The organism is bacterium, assembly GCA_018830565.1.
Taxonomy (GTDB): domain Bacteria; phylum UBA9089; class JAHJRX01; order JAHJRX01; family JAHJRX01; genus JAHJRX01.
Window position 1 is genome coordinate 1 of sequence record JAHJRX010000063.1, and the last position, 13,671, is coordinate 13,671.

At 34.0% G+C, this 13,671-nt stretch carries 15 protein-coding genes; all 15 read left to right on the top strand.

The window, feature by feature from the left end; genetic code table 11:
* Positions 1-156: 156 nt before the first annotated feature.
* The 15 genes from KJ849_06145 to dut all read left to right on the top strand — a co-directional run bounded on the left by KJ849_06145 (position 157) and on the right by dut (position 13,442).
* Positions 157-1,362 (top strand): argininosuccinate synthase, encoded by a 1,206-nt coding sequence (locus KJ849_06145; protein ID MBU2600136.1) that lies wholly within the window; start codon positions 157-159, stop codon positions 1,360-1,362.
* Positions 1,359-2,732, top strand: coding sequence for an argininosuccinate lyase (argH, locus tag KJ849_06150; GenBank protein MBU2600137.1), 1,374 nt, complete (start codon positions 1,359-1,361; stop codon positions 2,730-2,732). Before KJ849_06145 ends, argH begins: the two co-directional genes overlap by 4 nt.
* A 12-nt stretch (positions 2,733-2,744) precedes the next feature.
* Positions 2,745-3,305 (top strand): tetratricopeptide repeat protein, encoded by a 561-nt coding sequence (locus tag KJ849_06155; protein ID MBU2600138.1) that lies wholly within the window; start codon positions 2,745-2,747, stop codon positions 3,303-3,305.
* Between the two features lie 578 nt (positions 3,306-3,883).
* Complete coding sequence (locus tag KJ849_06160; protein MBU2600139.1) at positions 3,884-4,126, top strand: nucleotidyltransferase domain-containing protein; 243 nt, start codon at positions 3,884-3,886, stop codon at positions 4,124-4,126.
* Positions 4,127-4,337: 211 nt separating this feature from the next.
* Entirely contained in the window at positions 4,338-4,628 is a 291-nt protein-coding gene (locus KJ849_06165; GenBank protein MBU2600140.1) for a nucleotidyltransferase domain-containing protein, read from the top strand.
* Positions 4,612-5,073 (top strand): hypothetical protein, encoded by a 462-nt coding sequence (locus KJ849_06170; protein MBU2600141.1) that lies wholly within the window; start codon positions 4,612-4,614, stop codon positions 5,071-5,073. Before KJ849_06165 ends, KJ849_06170 begins: the two co-directional genes overlap by 17 nt.
* A gap of 281 nt (positions 5,074-5,354) precedes the next feature.
* Positions 5,355-6,608 carry a DNA double-strand break repair nuclease NurA gene (locus KJ849_06175; GenBank protein ID MBU2600142.1) on the top strand — a complete coding sequence of 418 codons (1,254 nt, stop codon included), beginning with the start codon at positions 5,355-5,357 and terminating at the stop codon, positions 6,606-6,608.
* A 129-nt stretch (positions 6,609-6,737) separates the two neighbouring features.
* Positions 6,738-8,258 carry an ATP-binding protein gene (locus KJ849_06180; protein ID MBU2600143.1) on the top strand — a complete coding sequence of 507 codons (1,521 nt, stop codon included), beginning with the start codon at positions 6,738-6,740 and terminating at the stop codon, positions 8,256-8,258.
* Complete coding sequence (locus KJ849_06185; GenBank protein MBU2600144.1) at positions 8,233-8,820, top strand: DUF4338 domain-containing protein; 588 nt, start codon at positions 8,233-8,235, stop codon at positions 8,818-8,820. The genes KJ849_06180 and KJ849_06185 overlap by 26 nt, the downstream gene beginning before the upstream one ends.
* A complete protein-coding gene (locus KJ849_06190; GenBank protein MBU2600145.1) occupies positions 8,781-9,470 on the top strand; it encodes a DUF4338 domain-containing protein in 690 nt (229 codons plus the stop codon). The genes KJ849_06185 and KJ849_06190 overlap by 40 nt, the downstream gene beginning before the upstream one ends.
* A gap of 161 nt (positions 9,471-9,631) precedes the next feature.
* Positions 9,632-9,922 (top strand): nucleotidyltransferase domain-containing protein, encoded by a 291-nt coding sequence (locus KJ849_06195; GenBank protein ID MBU2600146.1) that lies wholly within the window; start codon positions 9,632-9,634, stop codon positions 9,920-9,922.
* Positions 9,906-10,274, top strand: coding sequence for a hypothetical protein (locus KJ849_06200; protein ID MBU2600147.1), 369 nt, complete (start codon positions 9,906-9,908; stop codon positions 10,272-10,274). Before KJ849_06195 ends, KJ849_06200 begins: the two co-directional genes overlap by 17 nt.
* 438 nt (positions 10,275-10,712) lie before the next feature.
* On the top strand, positions 10,713-11,645 hold the full coding sequence (locus tag KJ849_06205; protein ID MBU2600148.1) for an abortive infection family protein: 933 nt from the start codon (positions 10,713-10,715) through the stop codon (positions 11,643-11,645).
* Between the two features lie 273 nt (positions 11,646-11,918).
* Positions 11,919-12,938 carry a virulence RhuM family protein gene (locus KJ849_06210; protein ID MBU2600149.1) on the top strand — a complete coding sequence of 340 codons (1,020 nt, stop codon included), beginning with the start codon at positions 11,919-11,921 and terminating at the stop codon, positions 12,936-12,938.
* Positions 12,939-12,995: 57 nt separating this feature from the next.
* On the top strand, positions 12,996-13,442 hold the full coding sequence (gene dut / locus KJ849_06215; protein ID MBU2600150.1) for a dUTP diphosphatase: 447 nt from the start codon (positions 12,996-12,998) through the stop codon (positions 13,440-13,442).
* Positions 13,443-13,671 lie beyond the last annotated feature (229 nt).

The window sequence follows — 13,671 nt, forward strand, 5'->3', positions numbered from 1 at the left end:
ACTTTATACCGGAGAAGCTATCTTAACTTATTTGCTCCAAGATAAGTAATTTTCTTTTGATTTGACCAAGCAGAAAATCGACTTTATACCGGAGAAGCTATCTTAACTTATTTGCTCCAGGATAAATAATCTTCTTTTGAAATGTGAGGTAAACCTATGAACAAAAAGATAAAAAAGATTGTTTTAGCTTATAGCGGCGGTTTGGATACTTCGGTAATGATTAGGTGGCTTAAGGAAAAATACCAAGCAGAGATTATTGCCGTCTCTGCCAACTTAGGTCAAGGTGAAGAGCTTTCTCACCTTCAAGAAAAAGCTTTAAAGACTGGGGCTAGTAAAATCTACATCGAAGACCTCCGCCAAGAATTCATTAATGACTATATCTATCTTTCTTTAGCCGCTAATGCTATCTATGAAGGAAGATACTTATTAGCTACTTCTCTCTCTCGTCCTCTAATTGCTAAGAAATTAGTAGAGATTGCTTTAGCTGAAGATGCTTGTGCCTTAGCTCATGGTTGCACCGGCAAAGGAAATGATCAAGTAAGATTTGAAACTGCCTTTTATACCTTAGCCCCTCATCTTAAAATTATAGCTCCAGCCAGAGAATGGGAATTTAAGAGTCGAAGAGAGGAAATAGATTATGCTGATCGGTATAATATTCCAGTCAGTACTACTAAAAAAAGTCCTTATAGCTTAGACAAAAATCTTTGGGGAGTAAGTATTGAATGTGGCATCTTGGAAGATCCTTGGCAAGAACCCCCAGAAGATGCTTACCAAATCACCACTTCGCCTCTTAACTCTCCTAACGAGCCTGAATATATAGAAGTATACTTTGAAAAAGGGATACCGGTAGGATTAGGTGAAGGAAGGAAGGTAGAAGGGATAGAGCTTATCGAGTACTTAAATACGGTTGGCGGTAAACATGGAATAGGTAGAGTAGATATGGTGGAAAACCGCTTAGTAGGCATAAAGTCTCGAGAAATATATGAAGCTCCGGGAGCTACTATCTTATATAAAGCTCATCGGGAATTGGAATCTTTAGTCTTAGATAGAGAAACTTTACATTTTAATGAAATTATTAGTCAGAAATATTCTCAATTAATCTATTACGGTTTATGGTTTACTCCCTTAAAAGATGCCCTGGATGCTTTGGTAAAAAAGACCCAAGAAAAGGTTTTCGGTAAAGTAAGATTAAAATTGTATAAAGGAAGAGCAGAAGTAGTGGGCAGAAGCTCACCTTATTCTTTATATGACCAAAGCTTAGCTACTTACGAAGAAGGTGACTTGTTTGATCATCAAGCTTCAGAAGGCTTTATTAAAATCTGGTCTCTGCCTTATCGAAAAACAAGGAAAGATATACCATGAAACAATGGGGTGGAAGATTTAAAGAGCTTACCCTTGAGGAAGTGGAAAGGTTCACTTGTTCTTTAAATTTTGACCAAAGATTATCTAAATACGACATTAAAGGTAGTATCGCCCACGTGGAAATGCTAAAAAAATGTGGTCTTTTAACTACCGAAGAAGGAGAAAAAATTGTCAGTGCTTTAAAAGAGACTCAAGAAGAGATCGAAGAAAAAGGTGTTTGCCTAGATCGCCAATACGAAGATATTCACACTTATATTGAGTCTAAATTAAGAGAAAGGATAGGTGATTTGAGTGGAAAACTCCACACCGCCAGAAGTAGAAATGATCAAATTGCCTTAGATATAAGACTTTATTTAAAAGATGAAATTAAAGAGGTTATTAAAGAGCTCAAAAATGTCCTAGAAAGCATCTTAAAACTTGCCCAACAAAATATTCACATCATTATGCCTGGTTATACTCATCTGCAACAAGCAGAACCTATTCTTTTTTCTCATCATCTGATGGCTTATTTTTGGATGGGGCAAAGAGATTTAGAAAAATTAAATACTTGCTTAAAAGGCATAGATGAGCTTCCGTTAGGAGCAGCTGCTTTAGCCGGAACCTCCTTTCCTATTGACCAAGAATTTACTTCTCACCTCTTAGGTTTTTCTAAAGTCTCATTTAATAGTCTTGACGCGGTTAGCAATAGAGATTTTATTTTAGATTTTTTATTTATTGCTTCTCTGGTAATGATGCATTTATCACGTTTTAACGAGGAGTTAATTCTTTGGTCAACAAATGAGTTTAAGTTTATAGAGATAGCTGACTCTTTTTGTACGGGAAGCAGTATCATGCCTCAAAAAAAGAACCCCGATGTTTGTGAGCTTATTCGAGGTAAGTGTGGACGAGTATATGGAAATTTGATCTCTCTTTTTACTACGATGAAAGCTCTTCCCTTGTCTTACAATCGCGACCTTCAAGAGGACAAAGAAGTTTTATTTAGTAGTCTTGATATTACCAAGAGTTGTTTATCTATATTTTCTAAGCTGCTTTTAAGTATTAAGATTAACCAAACCCAAATAGAAAAACATCTAAAAAATAAGTATCTCTGTGCTACAGAAGTAGCTAACTATTTATCGAGAAAAGGATTAGCTTTTAGATCTGCCCATCAGGCTGTAGGAAAGTTAGTCTTAAAAGCTTTGGCTAATCATAAAGATTTAGATGAGTTAAAATTAGAAGAATTTAAAGAAGTGTCTGATTTATTTGAAGAAGATATTTATGAATTATTTGATTTAGAAAAAGCTGTAAATGTTAAGAAGTCTCTTGGAAGCACTTCTAGAAAAGAAGTTTTGAAACAAATTAAAAAAGGAAGAAAGATTATTAATCAATAAGATGGGGAGAAGATGGGGAGAAATGATTTACTCAAAATTTGGATGATTATCCTTTTATTAAGTATCTTGCCTTATAGCTGCACCAAATCTTATGTCCGCCCTTTTAGTTACCAAGCTAACCAAGAAGCCGTAATCCAATACCAAAAAGCTTTATTATTTAAAGAACAAAAAAAGTATGAATTAGCTATTCTAGAATTTAGACGGTATGTTGATTTATATGGAGATATTTATTATGCTGATGAAGCTTTATATCATATGGCGGAATGCCTTCGAGGGATAGAACAATTTAATGAAGCTTTGCAAACTTATAAATCAATTATCAAAAGATACAAAGACTCTTCCTATGTTCCTGCTTCTTGGTATGGAATGGGAGAATGTTATAAAATAAATAATGAATGGAAAAATTCGGTAGAGATCTTTCTTCAAGTAGTAAAGAAATACAGCCAAACTCTCTGGTGCGAAAGATCAATTAAACAGATTGAAGAAATAACTAAGATGTTTCCTGAAAGTAAGTATTTCAAAAAGACTCAAAAGAAGGTAGATAAATTAGTGAAAAAGTTAAAGAAAAAATGAGGAAGAAACCTAAAAAAATACCCCCTATCAAAACTTTTAGCTGCTACGAAAGATGAATTGCTCGGTATTACAGTAGTTATTAACGAAAACCAGACATAGGAAATAATACCGAGCAATAAAAGATAAACTTGTTTGCCCTTAAATTAATTTGCTCTATTTAAATTGCTCTATTTAAATTGCTCTATTTAAATTGCTCTATTTAAATTGCTCTATTTAAATTGCTCTATGTCAAATTTTCATTAATAAGTGCTATAAAAGTAGGATAAAACACATCTCCTTTCTTCAACTCTCATTATTTTGATATGCTATCTTTTCTTAACATAGTTATTTAATGCCAGTTACTTTGGGTGTAGTATCACATTTGATAAGCGATATACCAAGTTTACGAAGGCTTAAAAATGGATTTTCTTGACTTTTTATAGCATTCATATACTTTAGCCCGTGCTAAAGTATATGAATGCTATAAAAATAGTTAGGTAAATTATGGAGATTACACAAATAAAAAGGCTATCACTTCTTAGAAGAGAGAAACATTTCCTCTGGATACAATACAAGATATAGAGAAAATAGAGTCAATTTTGCTTCGCTATGGTGCAGCAAAGATCATTTTATATGGCTCTTTAGCAAGAGGGGATTATAACGCTGATTCAGATATAGATATATGCTATGAGGGAATTCCCGATGAAAATTATTTTCGTGTAGTTGCTGAATGTCTCATGGAAACTCAAAAACGAGTAAGTATACTCGATTTTAAAAGTATAAAAGGATACTTCAAACAAAGAATTTTAAAAGAAGGGAAATTGCTTTATGAATTCAAATGAGCTAAGAAATGAGATAAATTTTGGACTGGAAAACCTGGAAAATATCTGTCAAAGCATATCAGAAATAAAATCAGGCGACTTCGGCTAAAGTTAGTATATCCGTCTATTAGCGTCTATCCTTACCATTTGGGAGTATATCCGCTAATAGACGGATATAAACAAGTTATATGAAATTTTGACAGCCAATTTTAATAAATGAGGTGATTGAGTAATGAAAAGAGAATTTTTTGAAAATGAGTTAGTTAAAATTATTAGCATTAGTAAAGATTTTGGTGCGGAGAAAGTGTTATTATTCGGTTCTTGTCTCGAAGATGTTGAGTCGGCACAAGATATTGATATAGCAGTCAGTGGAATTGAGCCCAAAGAGTTTTTTAAGTATTATGGTAAAGTTTCTATGGCGGTAGAGGATGAAGTAGATATAGTGGATTTGGATGATGTAAGAGAACATCTTTACAAGAAAATCTTATCTAAAGGAAGGGTTATGTATGAAAGAAGAATATAAAGAACTAAAAGAAGATGTATTAGATGAAGAAAAGGCAATAGAAGAAACTTTAGAAAGACTCTATAATGTCCGAAGTAAATTTGATTCTCAAACGAAGGATTATTTCACAGAGCCGGCAATGGGGACTTATTTAATGAACTTTTATAATGGAATAGAGAATATTTTAAAGCACATAACCAAAGACTATTATTTGGCTATGCCTAAAGGAGCGAGCTGGCATAAAGAAATTCTTACTTTATCATCTAATCCTCCTTCGGGCAAGATTGCAATATTTAATCATAATATAGTAGAAAGGCTTCATCCATATAGAAATTTTAGACATCGATTTGTAAGTGGATATGGTTTTCAGCTAAAAGGTGAAAAGATGCTGGAACTGATAGATAATATTGGACCACTATGGAGTGACATAAAGAAGGCTATTTCGGATTTCTTGGATAAGTTATAACTCATATTTTAAGCCATCAAAACTTCGGATAACAGAGCATTTACGATTTTGTTTCACTTAGCTTAACTTGCTTTGCAAGTTTGTAAATGCTTAGCCGTTGTGTGAAGTTGGCGAAGGATAATAAAATTGTTATGGCTAAATAAAAAATGTGTGCCAATTTCACATAACTTATTTATATCCGCTATTAGCATCTGTTTATCCTTACTATTTGGGAGTACATACGCAAGGCGGATATAAAGAAGTTAGCGGAAATACCATCTTTTAAAATTTTGGAGAAGTAAATGAATCAAAAGACTATACCAGATAATGCAGTTGAGTTAGTGGCTCATTATATTAACGAAAGAAGTAATAAAAATCATTCCATTCCTGTAATTGGAAATTCCCATAATCCAGAAACTCCACAAATATTTGAAATAATACCTTTTGACAAAATTGATAAAACAGATAGAAATTTCTATGCCATAGATGGGAGTTATAACAGTCAGCAATTCTATAATGGTGTTTCAATAGGTATCTATGGCGCTGGATATATTTGCTACAAAAGTGGAAAACAGATTAGAATGAATGATACGGATGACCCTATTATACTGGGAAAGGGATATTACCCACAAAATATTCTTATAACAAATGAGGAACATTTGTTTGCAATTTATGATGAACTGCTAAATTTGAAACCAGTTAATGATATGAGGGCTTTTTTTAATGACTCATATGAAAATATCTTTGGTTTTGGGAATAAAACTAAAGAGATTATTTGTTCAAGTTTATCCACCCTTCTTTCTTTTGCTCAAGGAGTTTTAGAATGGGCATTGGTGTACGAAATAACAAATCGTAGCGAAACAAGAGAAGGTGATTTTATATTAAGAGATGGACCGCTACGTTCAGTAAATATTAAGCAAGAGTATTTAGTAGAATTAGGAAAATTTTTATATGAAAAAGGGATAATAATTGTAGGAATAACTAAAAATTCACCTATCAAAATGGAATTGTCCTATACTTTGAGACAGATAGACAACTATCTTCAAGATCAATTGAAACCGAAGTATCCATTTATAGAAGGGGATCCAAAGAGACAAAAATTATGCTGTTGGTTTGAAGTCCCAGATAATGTTTTGCTTGCTTCTTATGGTGGTAGAGATACCTCGGCAATGTATGCAAAAAAGGATATAAAAGGCGGGAGAGGTTTTGGGTTCTTTACTGTTGCTCGATTAGATTATGTAGAAAAATTACAAAATTATGACTGGCTCGTGGCTGATGTTAATATATTTGATGCCATTCCATGTATAGAAAACAACAAGAGAGATAGAGATATAGATAAATTGAGTATGATATTTAAAGAACTTACAACGCTTACACAAGAACATTATATACTTGGTTATCCATATCCTTTAGTTGAGGTTCATAATTTTGTTTCGTTGAAGAAGGATTTTAAGGAAGAAATAATTAAAAGGGTGAAGTTTGCTCTTTATAAAGAGCAAAGAATGGATAATATTGAGATAGAGAATTTATTCCTGGATATTCATGACAAATTTTAGAATAGGAGGTTATTATGTCAGAGAGAATTGATTTTGGTGTATTATACGGGCAAAAAAACAACAGAGGATGCGTTATTGATATATTCTTCTTATGAAGACGCAAAGGCAAGCCCAAGTACAGGAGATTTTATTGTACTAACTCCTAAAGATGAGAATGGTAGAAAGTTTTTAGCGAGAGTAGAGGCAGAAATTTATGATGAAGACCCTATTTTTAAGTCCCAAGATAAAACATTAATTGCTGTACACTATGCAAGAATAGCTGAGAGAGAGTTATCTGATAGGGACAAACAAAAAATGTTTAGTTATACCTATAAAGTTAGATTACTTGGAACCTTTATTGATAAAGGCTCGTCTATGGAATTCACCACAGCGTCAAGAAAATTGCCAACGGTATCGTATCATGCAAGACATCTAAGGCAAAACGAAGTAAAGTATATTTTGAACAAGGATATTGAGAAAGGCGCAGAAATTGGTTATTTATGTATAGGGGAAGATATTTATAAGGATAAAGGAGATATTCTTTTTGATGTGCAGAAATTAAGAGATAAACGGACAATGGTATTTGCTCAATCTGGCTTTGGCAAAACAAATTTAGTTAAGGTTTTGCTTTACCATATTATTAGTGATATAAGTTATGGGAAACTGATTTTTGACCTGAACGGCGAGTATTTCTTAAAAGGGCCGAAAACTTTCGGACTTGGAGATATAGATGAACAAAAAATAAAAGATAATGTGGTTGTCTACAGCGACAAAAAGGAAGTGGATGAATATAAAGGCAGGTTCATCTTCAAGGGCAAAGTTCTGCTCAACATGCGGAAGCACCTTAGCATTAGCGATATCTTGAGTTTTGCCACTGGTTTTTCTGACATAATGAAATCTTTCCTATACTATCTTGCAGATGAAGGTGTGGAAGATTTCATCCAGAATATGGACAGCTATGTTAGCGACCCTGCAGAATTGCACAGGAAATACCCAGACTTCTTCGGGGAAAAAGACAAGAGCACGAGAGCTACCATCGGTGCAATTCGAAAACGCTTTCGCCCTCTTATTGATGAGGATAAAGGACTGCACAGTGGTAAGTCCACAATGGTTGAAGATATCTTCGAGTTCCTAAAGCAAGGCAAGACTGTCATAATTGATTTGTCCCTGAAAGACAGTATGGATGCAAGTATCATATCAACAATGCTTGTGCGAAAACTGTTCGAAAAAAACAAAAGGGAATTCACTAACAACAAATCTGCCGAAATGATTCCAACGGTGATCTTTGTTGAAGAAGCTCAAAATGTGCTTTCGGCTGATTTGGTCAAAACGGACGCGAACCCTTTCGTGAGGTGTGCCAAAGAAGGTAGGAAATTCGGTGTCGGGATTGTGGCAATTACCCAACGACCCTCAGCAATTTCAGAAGAAATTAGAACGCAAGCGGAAAATTTCTTTGCATTTCATTTAGGTAATAGTGATGATATTAAGGCACTAATAAAATCTAATGTAAATTATGAGGGGGTTATTGCAAACTTTATCCAAAGAGAAACGATTCCTGGCAATTTGTATATGGTATCCTCTGAACAAGCCTTTGCACTACCAATAAGGGTAAAGTTGTTTGAAGAATTAGTGGAGAATAAAGTATATGCAAGCTCAAAATTTGTCAAATAAAATTGCTATATCGCTTCTTGAGACACCATCTTTTAATTTAAATAGAATTCACAGTGATAATTTAATTGAGACTCAAGATAGTGAAGAGAGAGTTAAATTACTATTGGTAAGAGATTTATTCCGTCTTAACTGGAATATAGAAAAATCGAAAGATAAATTAATAGTATCTCCACCAATCTATTACGATAAAGAAATTATAAAACAATCAATGAATATATCCAGGCAGGAAATTTTGAATAAAAATAGAGAATGGATAGAAAGGCATATTGATTTAGCTAAAAAAAATCTTGCACAGGGAAAGGATATTTTAAAATCAGAAATTTTGCCACGAATTGAAATCTGTAAAACACAAAAACAACATGATCTTTTTAGGATATTTAGATACTATTGGTCATCTCCTTATAGTGAATATGTAGGAAGAAGAATAAGATTACTTATAAGGGACGATGGAATAGAGGGTAGTCCGATAATTGGAATTGCAGCTTTGGGTAGTAGTATAATTCATATTCCAGATAGAGATAAATGGATAGGTTGGATAAAAAAACAAGAACTGATAATATAATTTATACAATGGATGCTTATGTTTTAGGGGCATTACCTCCATATAATTATTTGTTAGGTGGAAAGTTGCTATCATATCTTATCGCATCAAATGAAGTTAGAGAAATATACAAAGAAAAATATAGATGCAGAACGACAATTATTAGAGAGAGAAAAGCAAGTGATTTGGCGTGTATTTTTACAACGAGTCTTTATGGCAATAGCTCACAATATAACCGTTTGAAATTTGAAGATAGATTGTTGTATATCCCAGTAGGATATACAACTGGTTATGGAACATTACATATTTCAAATGAAACTTTTCTTGCTATGCAACAACTTCTTATGGAAAAAGGTATTATGGTAACCAATAGATTCGGTGATGGACCAAACTGGCGAATGAGGGTCATAAGATTATCAGCTGATATTATTGGATTTGATTCTAATATTTTATTACAGCATTCATTCAAAAGAAGAATATATGCAATTTCTTTGGCTAAAAATTTCCGTTCCTTTCTGCTGGGTAAAACGGATAAACCTATCTACTATAATCTACCAATGCAAGCATTAGTTAAATTTTGGAAGGAAAGATGGTTAAATATGAGGAAGAAAAATGCAGATATTATTGATAAAATATTAAATTTTAACCCAGAAGATTTCAGGATCGATTGAATTTAGATAAAGATTGCACTTGAAGATAACACAGCATATACGCTTCGGGCTAAAACCCTTGTCTCTCGGGACATTACTTCTTTCGGTCGCAATGTCATATATGCCTGAAAATGTTATCTGAAATTTTGACAGCCAATTTTAATAAATGAGGTAATTGAGCAATGGAAAGAAAATTTTTTGAAAATGAGTTAGTTAAAATCATTAGCATTAGTAAAGATTTTGGTGCGGAGAAAGTGTTATTATTCGGTTCTTGTCTCGAAGATGTTGAGTCGGCACAAGATATTGATATAGCAGTAAAGGGAGTTAAGCCAGAAAGGTTTTTCGAAATGTATGGTAAGATTTTAGGGGTAGTAGATAGTGAGATAGACTTGATTCCATTAGAGGATACAAGAGAACATTTAGCTAACCGTATCTTAGAAAAGGGGAAACTGATATATGCAAAGGAAGTATGAGCAATTAAAAATAGATGTGTTAGATGAGATAGAGGCAATAGAGCAAGTTTTAAAAGACCTGTCTTTTCTCAAAGATAATTTGGACCCGAATAAAATAGATAACATCCAAAAATCAGCAATAGGAACATTTTTAATGAATTTTTATGTAGGGGTAGAGAATATTGTTAAGCGTATTACCAAAGAATACTATCAAGCTATGCCTAAAGGAAATAGTTGGCATAAAGAACTTCTTGATTTGTCTCATACGCCACCCCAAGGGAAAAATCCTATTTTTAATCAAGATATCGTAAATAGATTGAATCCTTATAGAGGATTTAGACCATTCCCATTAAGTTTTCGCACTAAACCATAGAGTAGACTTCAGACTATAGACTTTAGACATCAGACTTTATTTTATTAGTCTGTAGTCTGATGTCTAAAGTCTTGCCAGTTTTGAGGCGGAAACTTAATAAGGATGGTATTAGACATGTATTTGTTAGTGGATATGGATTTAAACTGCATTTGGGATTGATGAGTTCGTTAATAAATAATGTTGAGTCCCTATGGGCTGATATAAAGAAGGCTATTGAGGAATTTTGGAATAATTTAGAGTCATAGATTTTAGATTGTCAAAACTTCAAATTGTGCTGTCAAGTGATTATATAGACAGTTTAGAGATGGGAATGACACCTGAAGAAGATTCTCAATATTATGTTGCTCCATTCATACAAGACATTTTTGACAAGGTGATTAAGACAAAGCGAATAGACATAGCGACAGAAATTAAAAATAAAACAACAATGAGATTGGAATGAAGAATAAAATGAAGAATAAAATAACTGATGTAACAAGGCAACATCTCGCTGACGAAATACAAATTGCTAACCTATGGTATTATGGCAATGAAACCGAACCAGATTTTTTAGCTAGAATTTTTAACTTGAAAAGTTTACCGTCAAGGGACCATAGATATAATAATGCGTATGACGACATTTATCAACACATGATAAATAATACCGATTGGGGCTGCAATTGGATTTATACTGACTCAAGAATAAATTTACTTTATCGTGATGATGACACTTACTTGAAGTTTTTAGCAACAACCCTTCATCCAATTGTTAGAACAAATCAAGAAGATATTGCCAAACTATTGGAAATATATAACAGGCATTTAGATGCCGACTGTTTTGAAATTGCTCAGACGGATGAAATTTCAGGCAAGCCGATTTACTCAGGACGACAGAAGGTAATTGGGCAAGCACATTTAGCAGCAAAACAGGCGGAAATAAAAAGATATTTAAATACAGCCTATGTTAATGACAAAATCAACATAATGAATGATGCCATTCATAAAAACACTGACCTTGCAATTGGAACTGCAAAGGAACTGCTTGAAACCACATGCAAGTCAATCTTAAAACAGAAAGGGGTTTCTATTGACACTGATTGGACATTGCCTCAATTATTAAAAAATACAACTTCAACTCTCGACTTCATCCCAAAAGAAGCAGCCGACCCTAATAAAGCAGAAAAAGGGATTAAGCAAATCCTTGGAGGAATTACATCTATAGTTCAGGGAGTTGCAGAATTAAGAAATGGTTACGGAACAGGACACGGAAAAGATGCAGATTTCAAAGGATTAGAAATAAAGTATGCGAAACTTTTTGTGGGAGTTGTTTCGGAAATTGTAATATTATATTTAGCTACGAACGGAGAAACAACAGAATTAATTGAAACATAACAAGAAAAAAGGTACGAATTGCTAACAAAGGTTATACATAATGTGGGCTTCAAAGGTTTTCGTAGTTCAGTTCCCGCAGGAAATCTTTGTAATGTGAGATGGGAGTAGCTACGCAATTCCGCCTTATGCATAACCTCAACAGGCTGTTACGGAATAGGAATTTGGCACGAGAAACATACAGCATGTTGCGTTAATCCCATCAATAAACACTATATATGGTATGGCGTTAACATTGATTATTAGTTCCATAACAGCCTGTTGAGGTATAAATTTATGAAAAAACTACCAGACAATCAAATCGCTTTTTATCAATCACCGGACGGCTCGGTAAATATTGAGGTGTTGTATGCTGAAGAAAACATCTGGCTTTCCCAAAAGAAAATGGCAGAACTTTTTGGCTGCTCTACTGATAATATCTCCCTTCACTTAAAAAATATTTATAAAGACCACGAATTAGATGAAAAATCAACTACCGAGGAATTCTCGGTAGTTCAAAATGAAGGCGGTCGGGAAATAAAAAGGAAGACATGTTTTTATTCTCTTGAGGCAATTATTGCCGTCGGTTATCGGGTCAATTCTGAGCGGGGTACACAATTCAGGCAGTGGGCGACAGCCATTCTCAAAAACTACATTCATAAAGGCTATGCCTTAGATAGTAACAGGTTCAAATATGGTTCCCGTTTCAGCACCAGATATTTTGATGAAGTTTACGAAGAAATTAAAGACATTCGCTCCAGCGAACGGATGCTTTACCAGAAAATTACCGATATTTATGCCACAGCCATAGACTATTCACCCAAAGCGTATGAGAGTAAGCAATTTTTTGCGACAGTTCAAAACAAACTTCATTTTGCTATTACCGGAAAAACAGCGGCAGAAATTATTCAAAGCCGAGTTAACAGCAAAAAAGACAAGATGGGGCTTACATCATGGAGAAGATCTCCAAACGGCAAAATTATGCCCAGCGATGTAGTTATCGCTAAAAATTATTTAGACAAAAAAGAACTTACCGAGCTTAATAGAATTGTGAATATGTATTTGGATTATGCTGAAATGCAGGCTGCTCGCGGTCGGGCAATGGCTATGAAAGACTGGATAGAAAAGCTCAATGCCTTTTTGAAGTTCAGTGAACACGAGATTTTGACAAATGCAGGCAAAATCAGCCATGAAGTTGCCGTGGCATTAGCTGAAAGCGAATATGAAAAATATCGCTCAATACAGGACAAAAACTATATTTCCGACTTTGACCGCGAAGTGAAGAAATTATTAAATTTTAAAACGGAAAAGTTATGACATGCTCAAACGAAGACACATTAATTCAATAAACAACTACATTGAGAGGAAATAATTATGAAATGTTCTCGTTGCCTAATAAAAATCAAACGACTTTGTTCTTTTACTCAAATCCCCCAATATGCGCATACAGGTGATTCAGGAGCGGATTTGCACGCTATAGAAGATTGTCTATTACAGCCATTTGAAAGAAAAGCAATTCCTACAGGTTTATGTGTTGAAATTCCTGATGGTTTTGAGTTGCAGGTCAGGCCAAAGAGTGGATTAGCACTTGATAGCGGTATAACCGTTTTAAACACCCCCGGTACTATTGATTCTACTTACCGCGGAGAAATTAAAGTTATCTTAATAAACTTAAGTTCAGAAATCTATCAAATCAAAAAGGGACAGAAAATTGCACAGGTTGTCGTCTCACCTGTTATTCAGGCAGAGTTTAGAGAGGTAGAAGAGTTATCTGAATCAAAGAGAGGGACAGGAGGTTTTGGTTCTACTACTATTTTTTAATCAGGAATTTATGGTAGCAAGAATACCTGACAAATAACTAAGTTATTTGTATAATATCCATATCAAAATCTGAAGAGAAGTGGATTTTTTGTGTAATACCAAAATGAAAATGTCCTAATCTGGCAAAATGAAAATGTCCTGTTTAAGGATGTAAAATATCCCTCAAAAAAGGAGGGAGAAATGGAAGAAAAGGACATTTTCGAAATGAGCAAAAAAGAGTGGGCAAGAT

Bases quoted from the DNA above. Each gene is read 5' to 3' on its own strand.
- KJ849_06145 (MBU2600136.1), top strand. From the start codon at position 157: ATGAACAAAAAGATAAAAAAGATTGTTTTAGCTTATAGCGGCGGTTTG.
- KJ849_06200 (MBU2600147.1), top strand. From the start codon at position 9,906: ATGCAAAGGAAGTATGAGCAATTAAAAATAGATGTGTTAGATGAGATA.
- KJ849_06185 (MBU2600144.1), top strand. From the start codon at position 8,233: ATGCAAGCTCAAAATTTGTCAAATAAAATTGCTATATCGCTTCTTGAG.
- KJ849_06205 (MBU2600148.1), top strand. From the start codon at position 10,713: ATGAAGAATAAAATGAAGAATAAAATAACTGATGTAACAAGGCAACAT.
- KJ849_06170 (MBU2600141.1), top strand. From the start codon at position 4,612: ATGAAAGAAGAATATAAAGAACTAAAAGAAGATGTATTAGATGAAGAA.
- KJ849_06190 (MBU2600145.1), top strand. From the start codon at position 8,781: ATGGATAGGTTGGATAAAAAAACAAGAACTGATAATATAATTTATACA.
- KJ849_06155 (MBU2600138.1), top strand. From the start codon at position 2,745: ATGGGGAGAAATGATTTACTCAAAATTTGGATGATTATCCTTTTATTA.
- KJ849_06175 (MBU2600142.1), top strand. From the start codon at position 5,355: ATGAATCAAAAGACTATACCAGATAATGCAGTTGAGTTAGTGGCTCAT.
- argH (MBU2600137.1), top strand. From the start codon at position 1,359: ATGAAACAATGGGGTGGAAGATTTAAAGAGCTTACCCTTGAGGAAGTG.
- KJ849_06210 (MBU2600149.1), top strand. From the start codon at position 11,919: ATGAAAAAACTACCAGACAATCAAATCGCTTTTTATCAATCACCGGAC.
- dut (MBU2600150.1), top strand. From the start codon at position 12,996: ATGAAATGTTCTCGTTGCCTAATAAAAATCAAACGACTTTGTTCTTTT.
- KJ849_06165 (MBU2600140.1), top strand. From the start codon at position 4,338: ATGAAAAGAGAATTTTTTGAAAATGAGTTAGTTAAAATTATTAGCATT.
- KJ849_06195 (MBU2600146.1), top strand. From the start codon at position 9,632: ATGGAAAGAAAATTTTTTGAAAATGAGTTAGTTAAAATCATTAGCATT.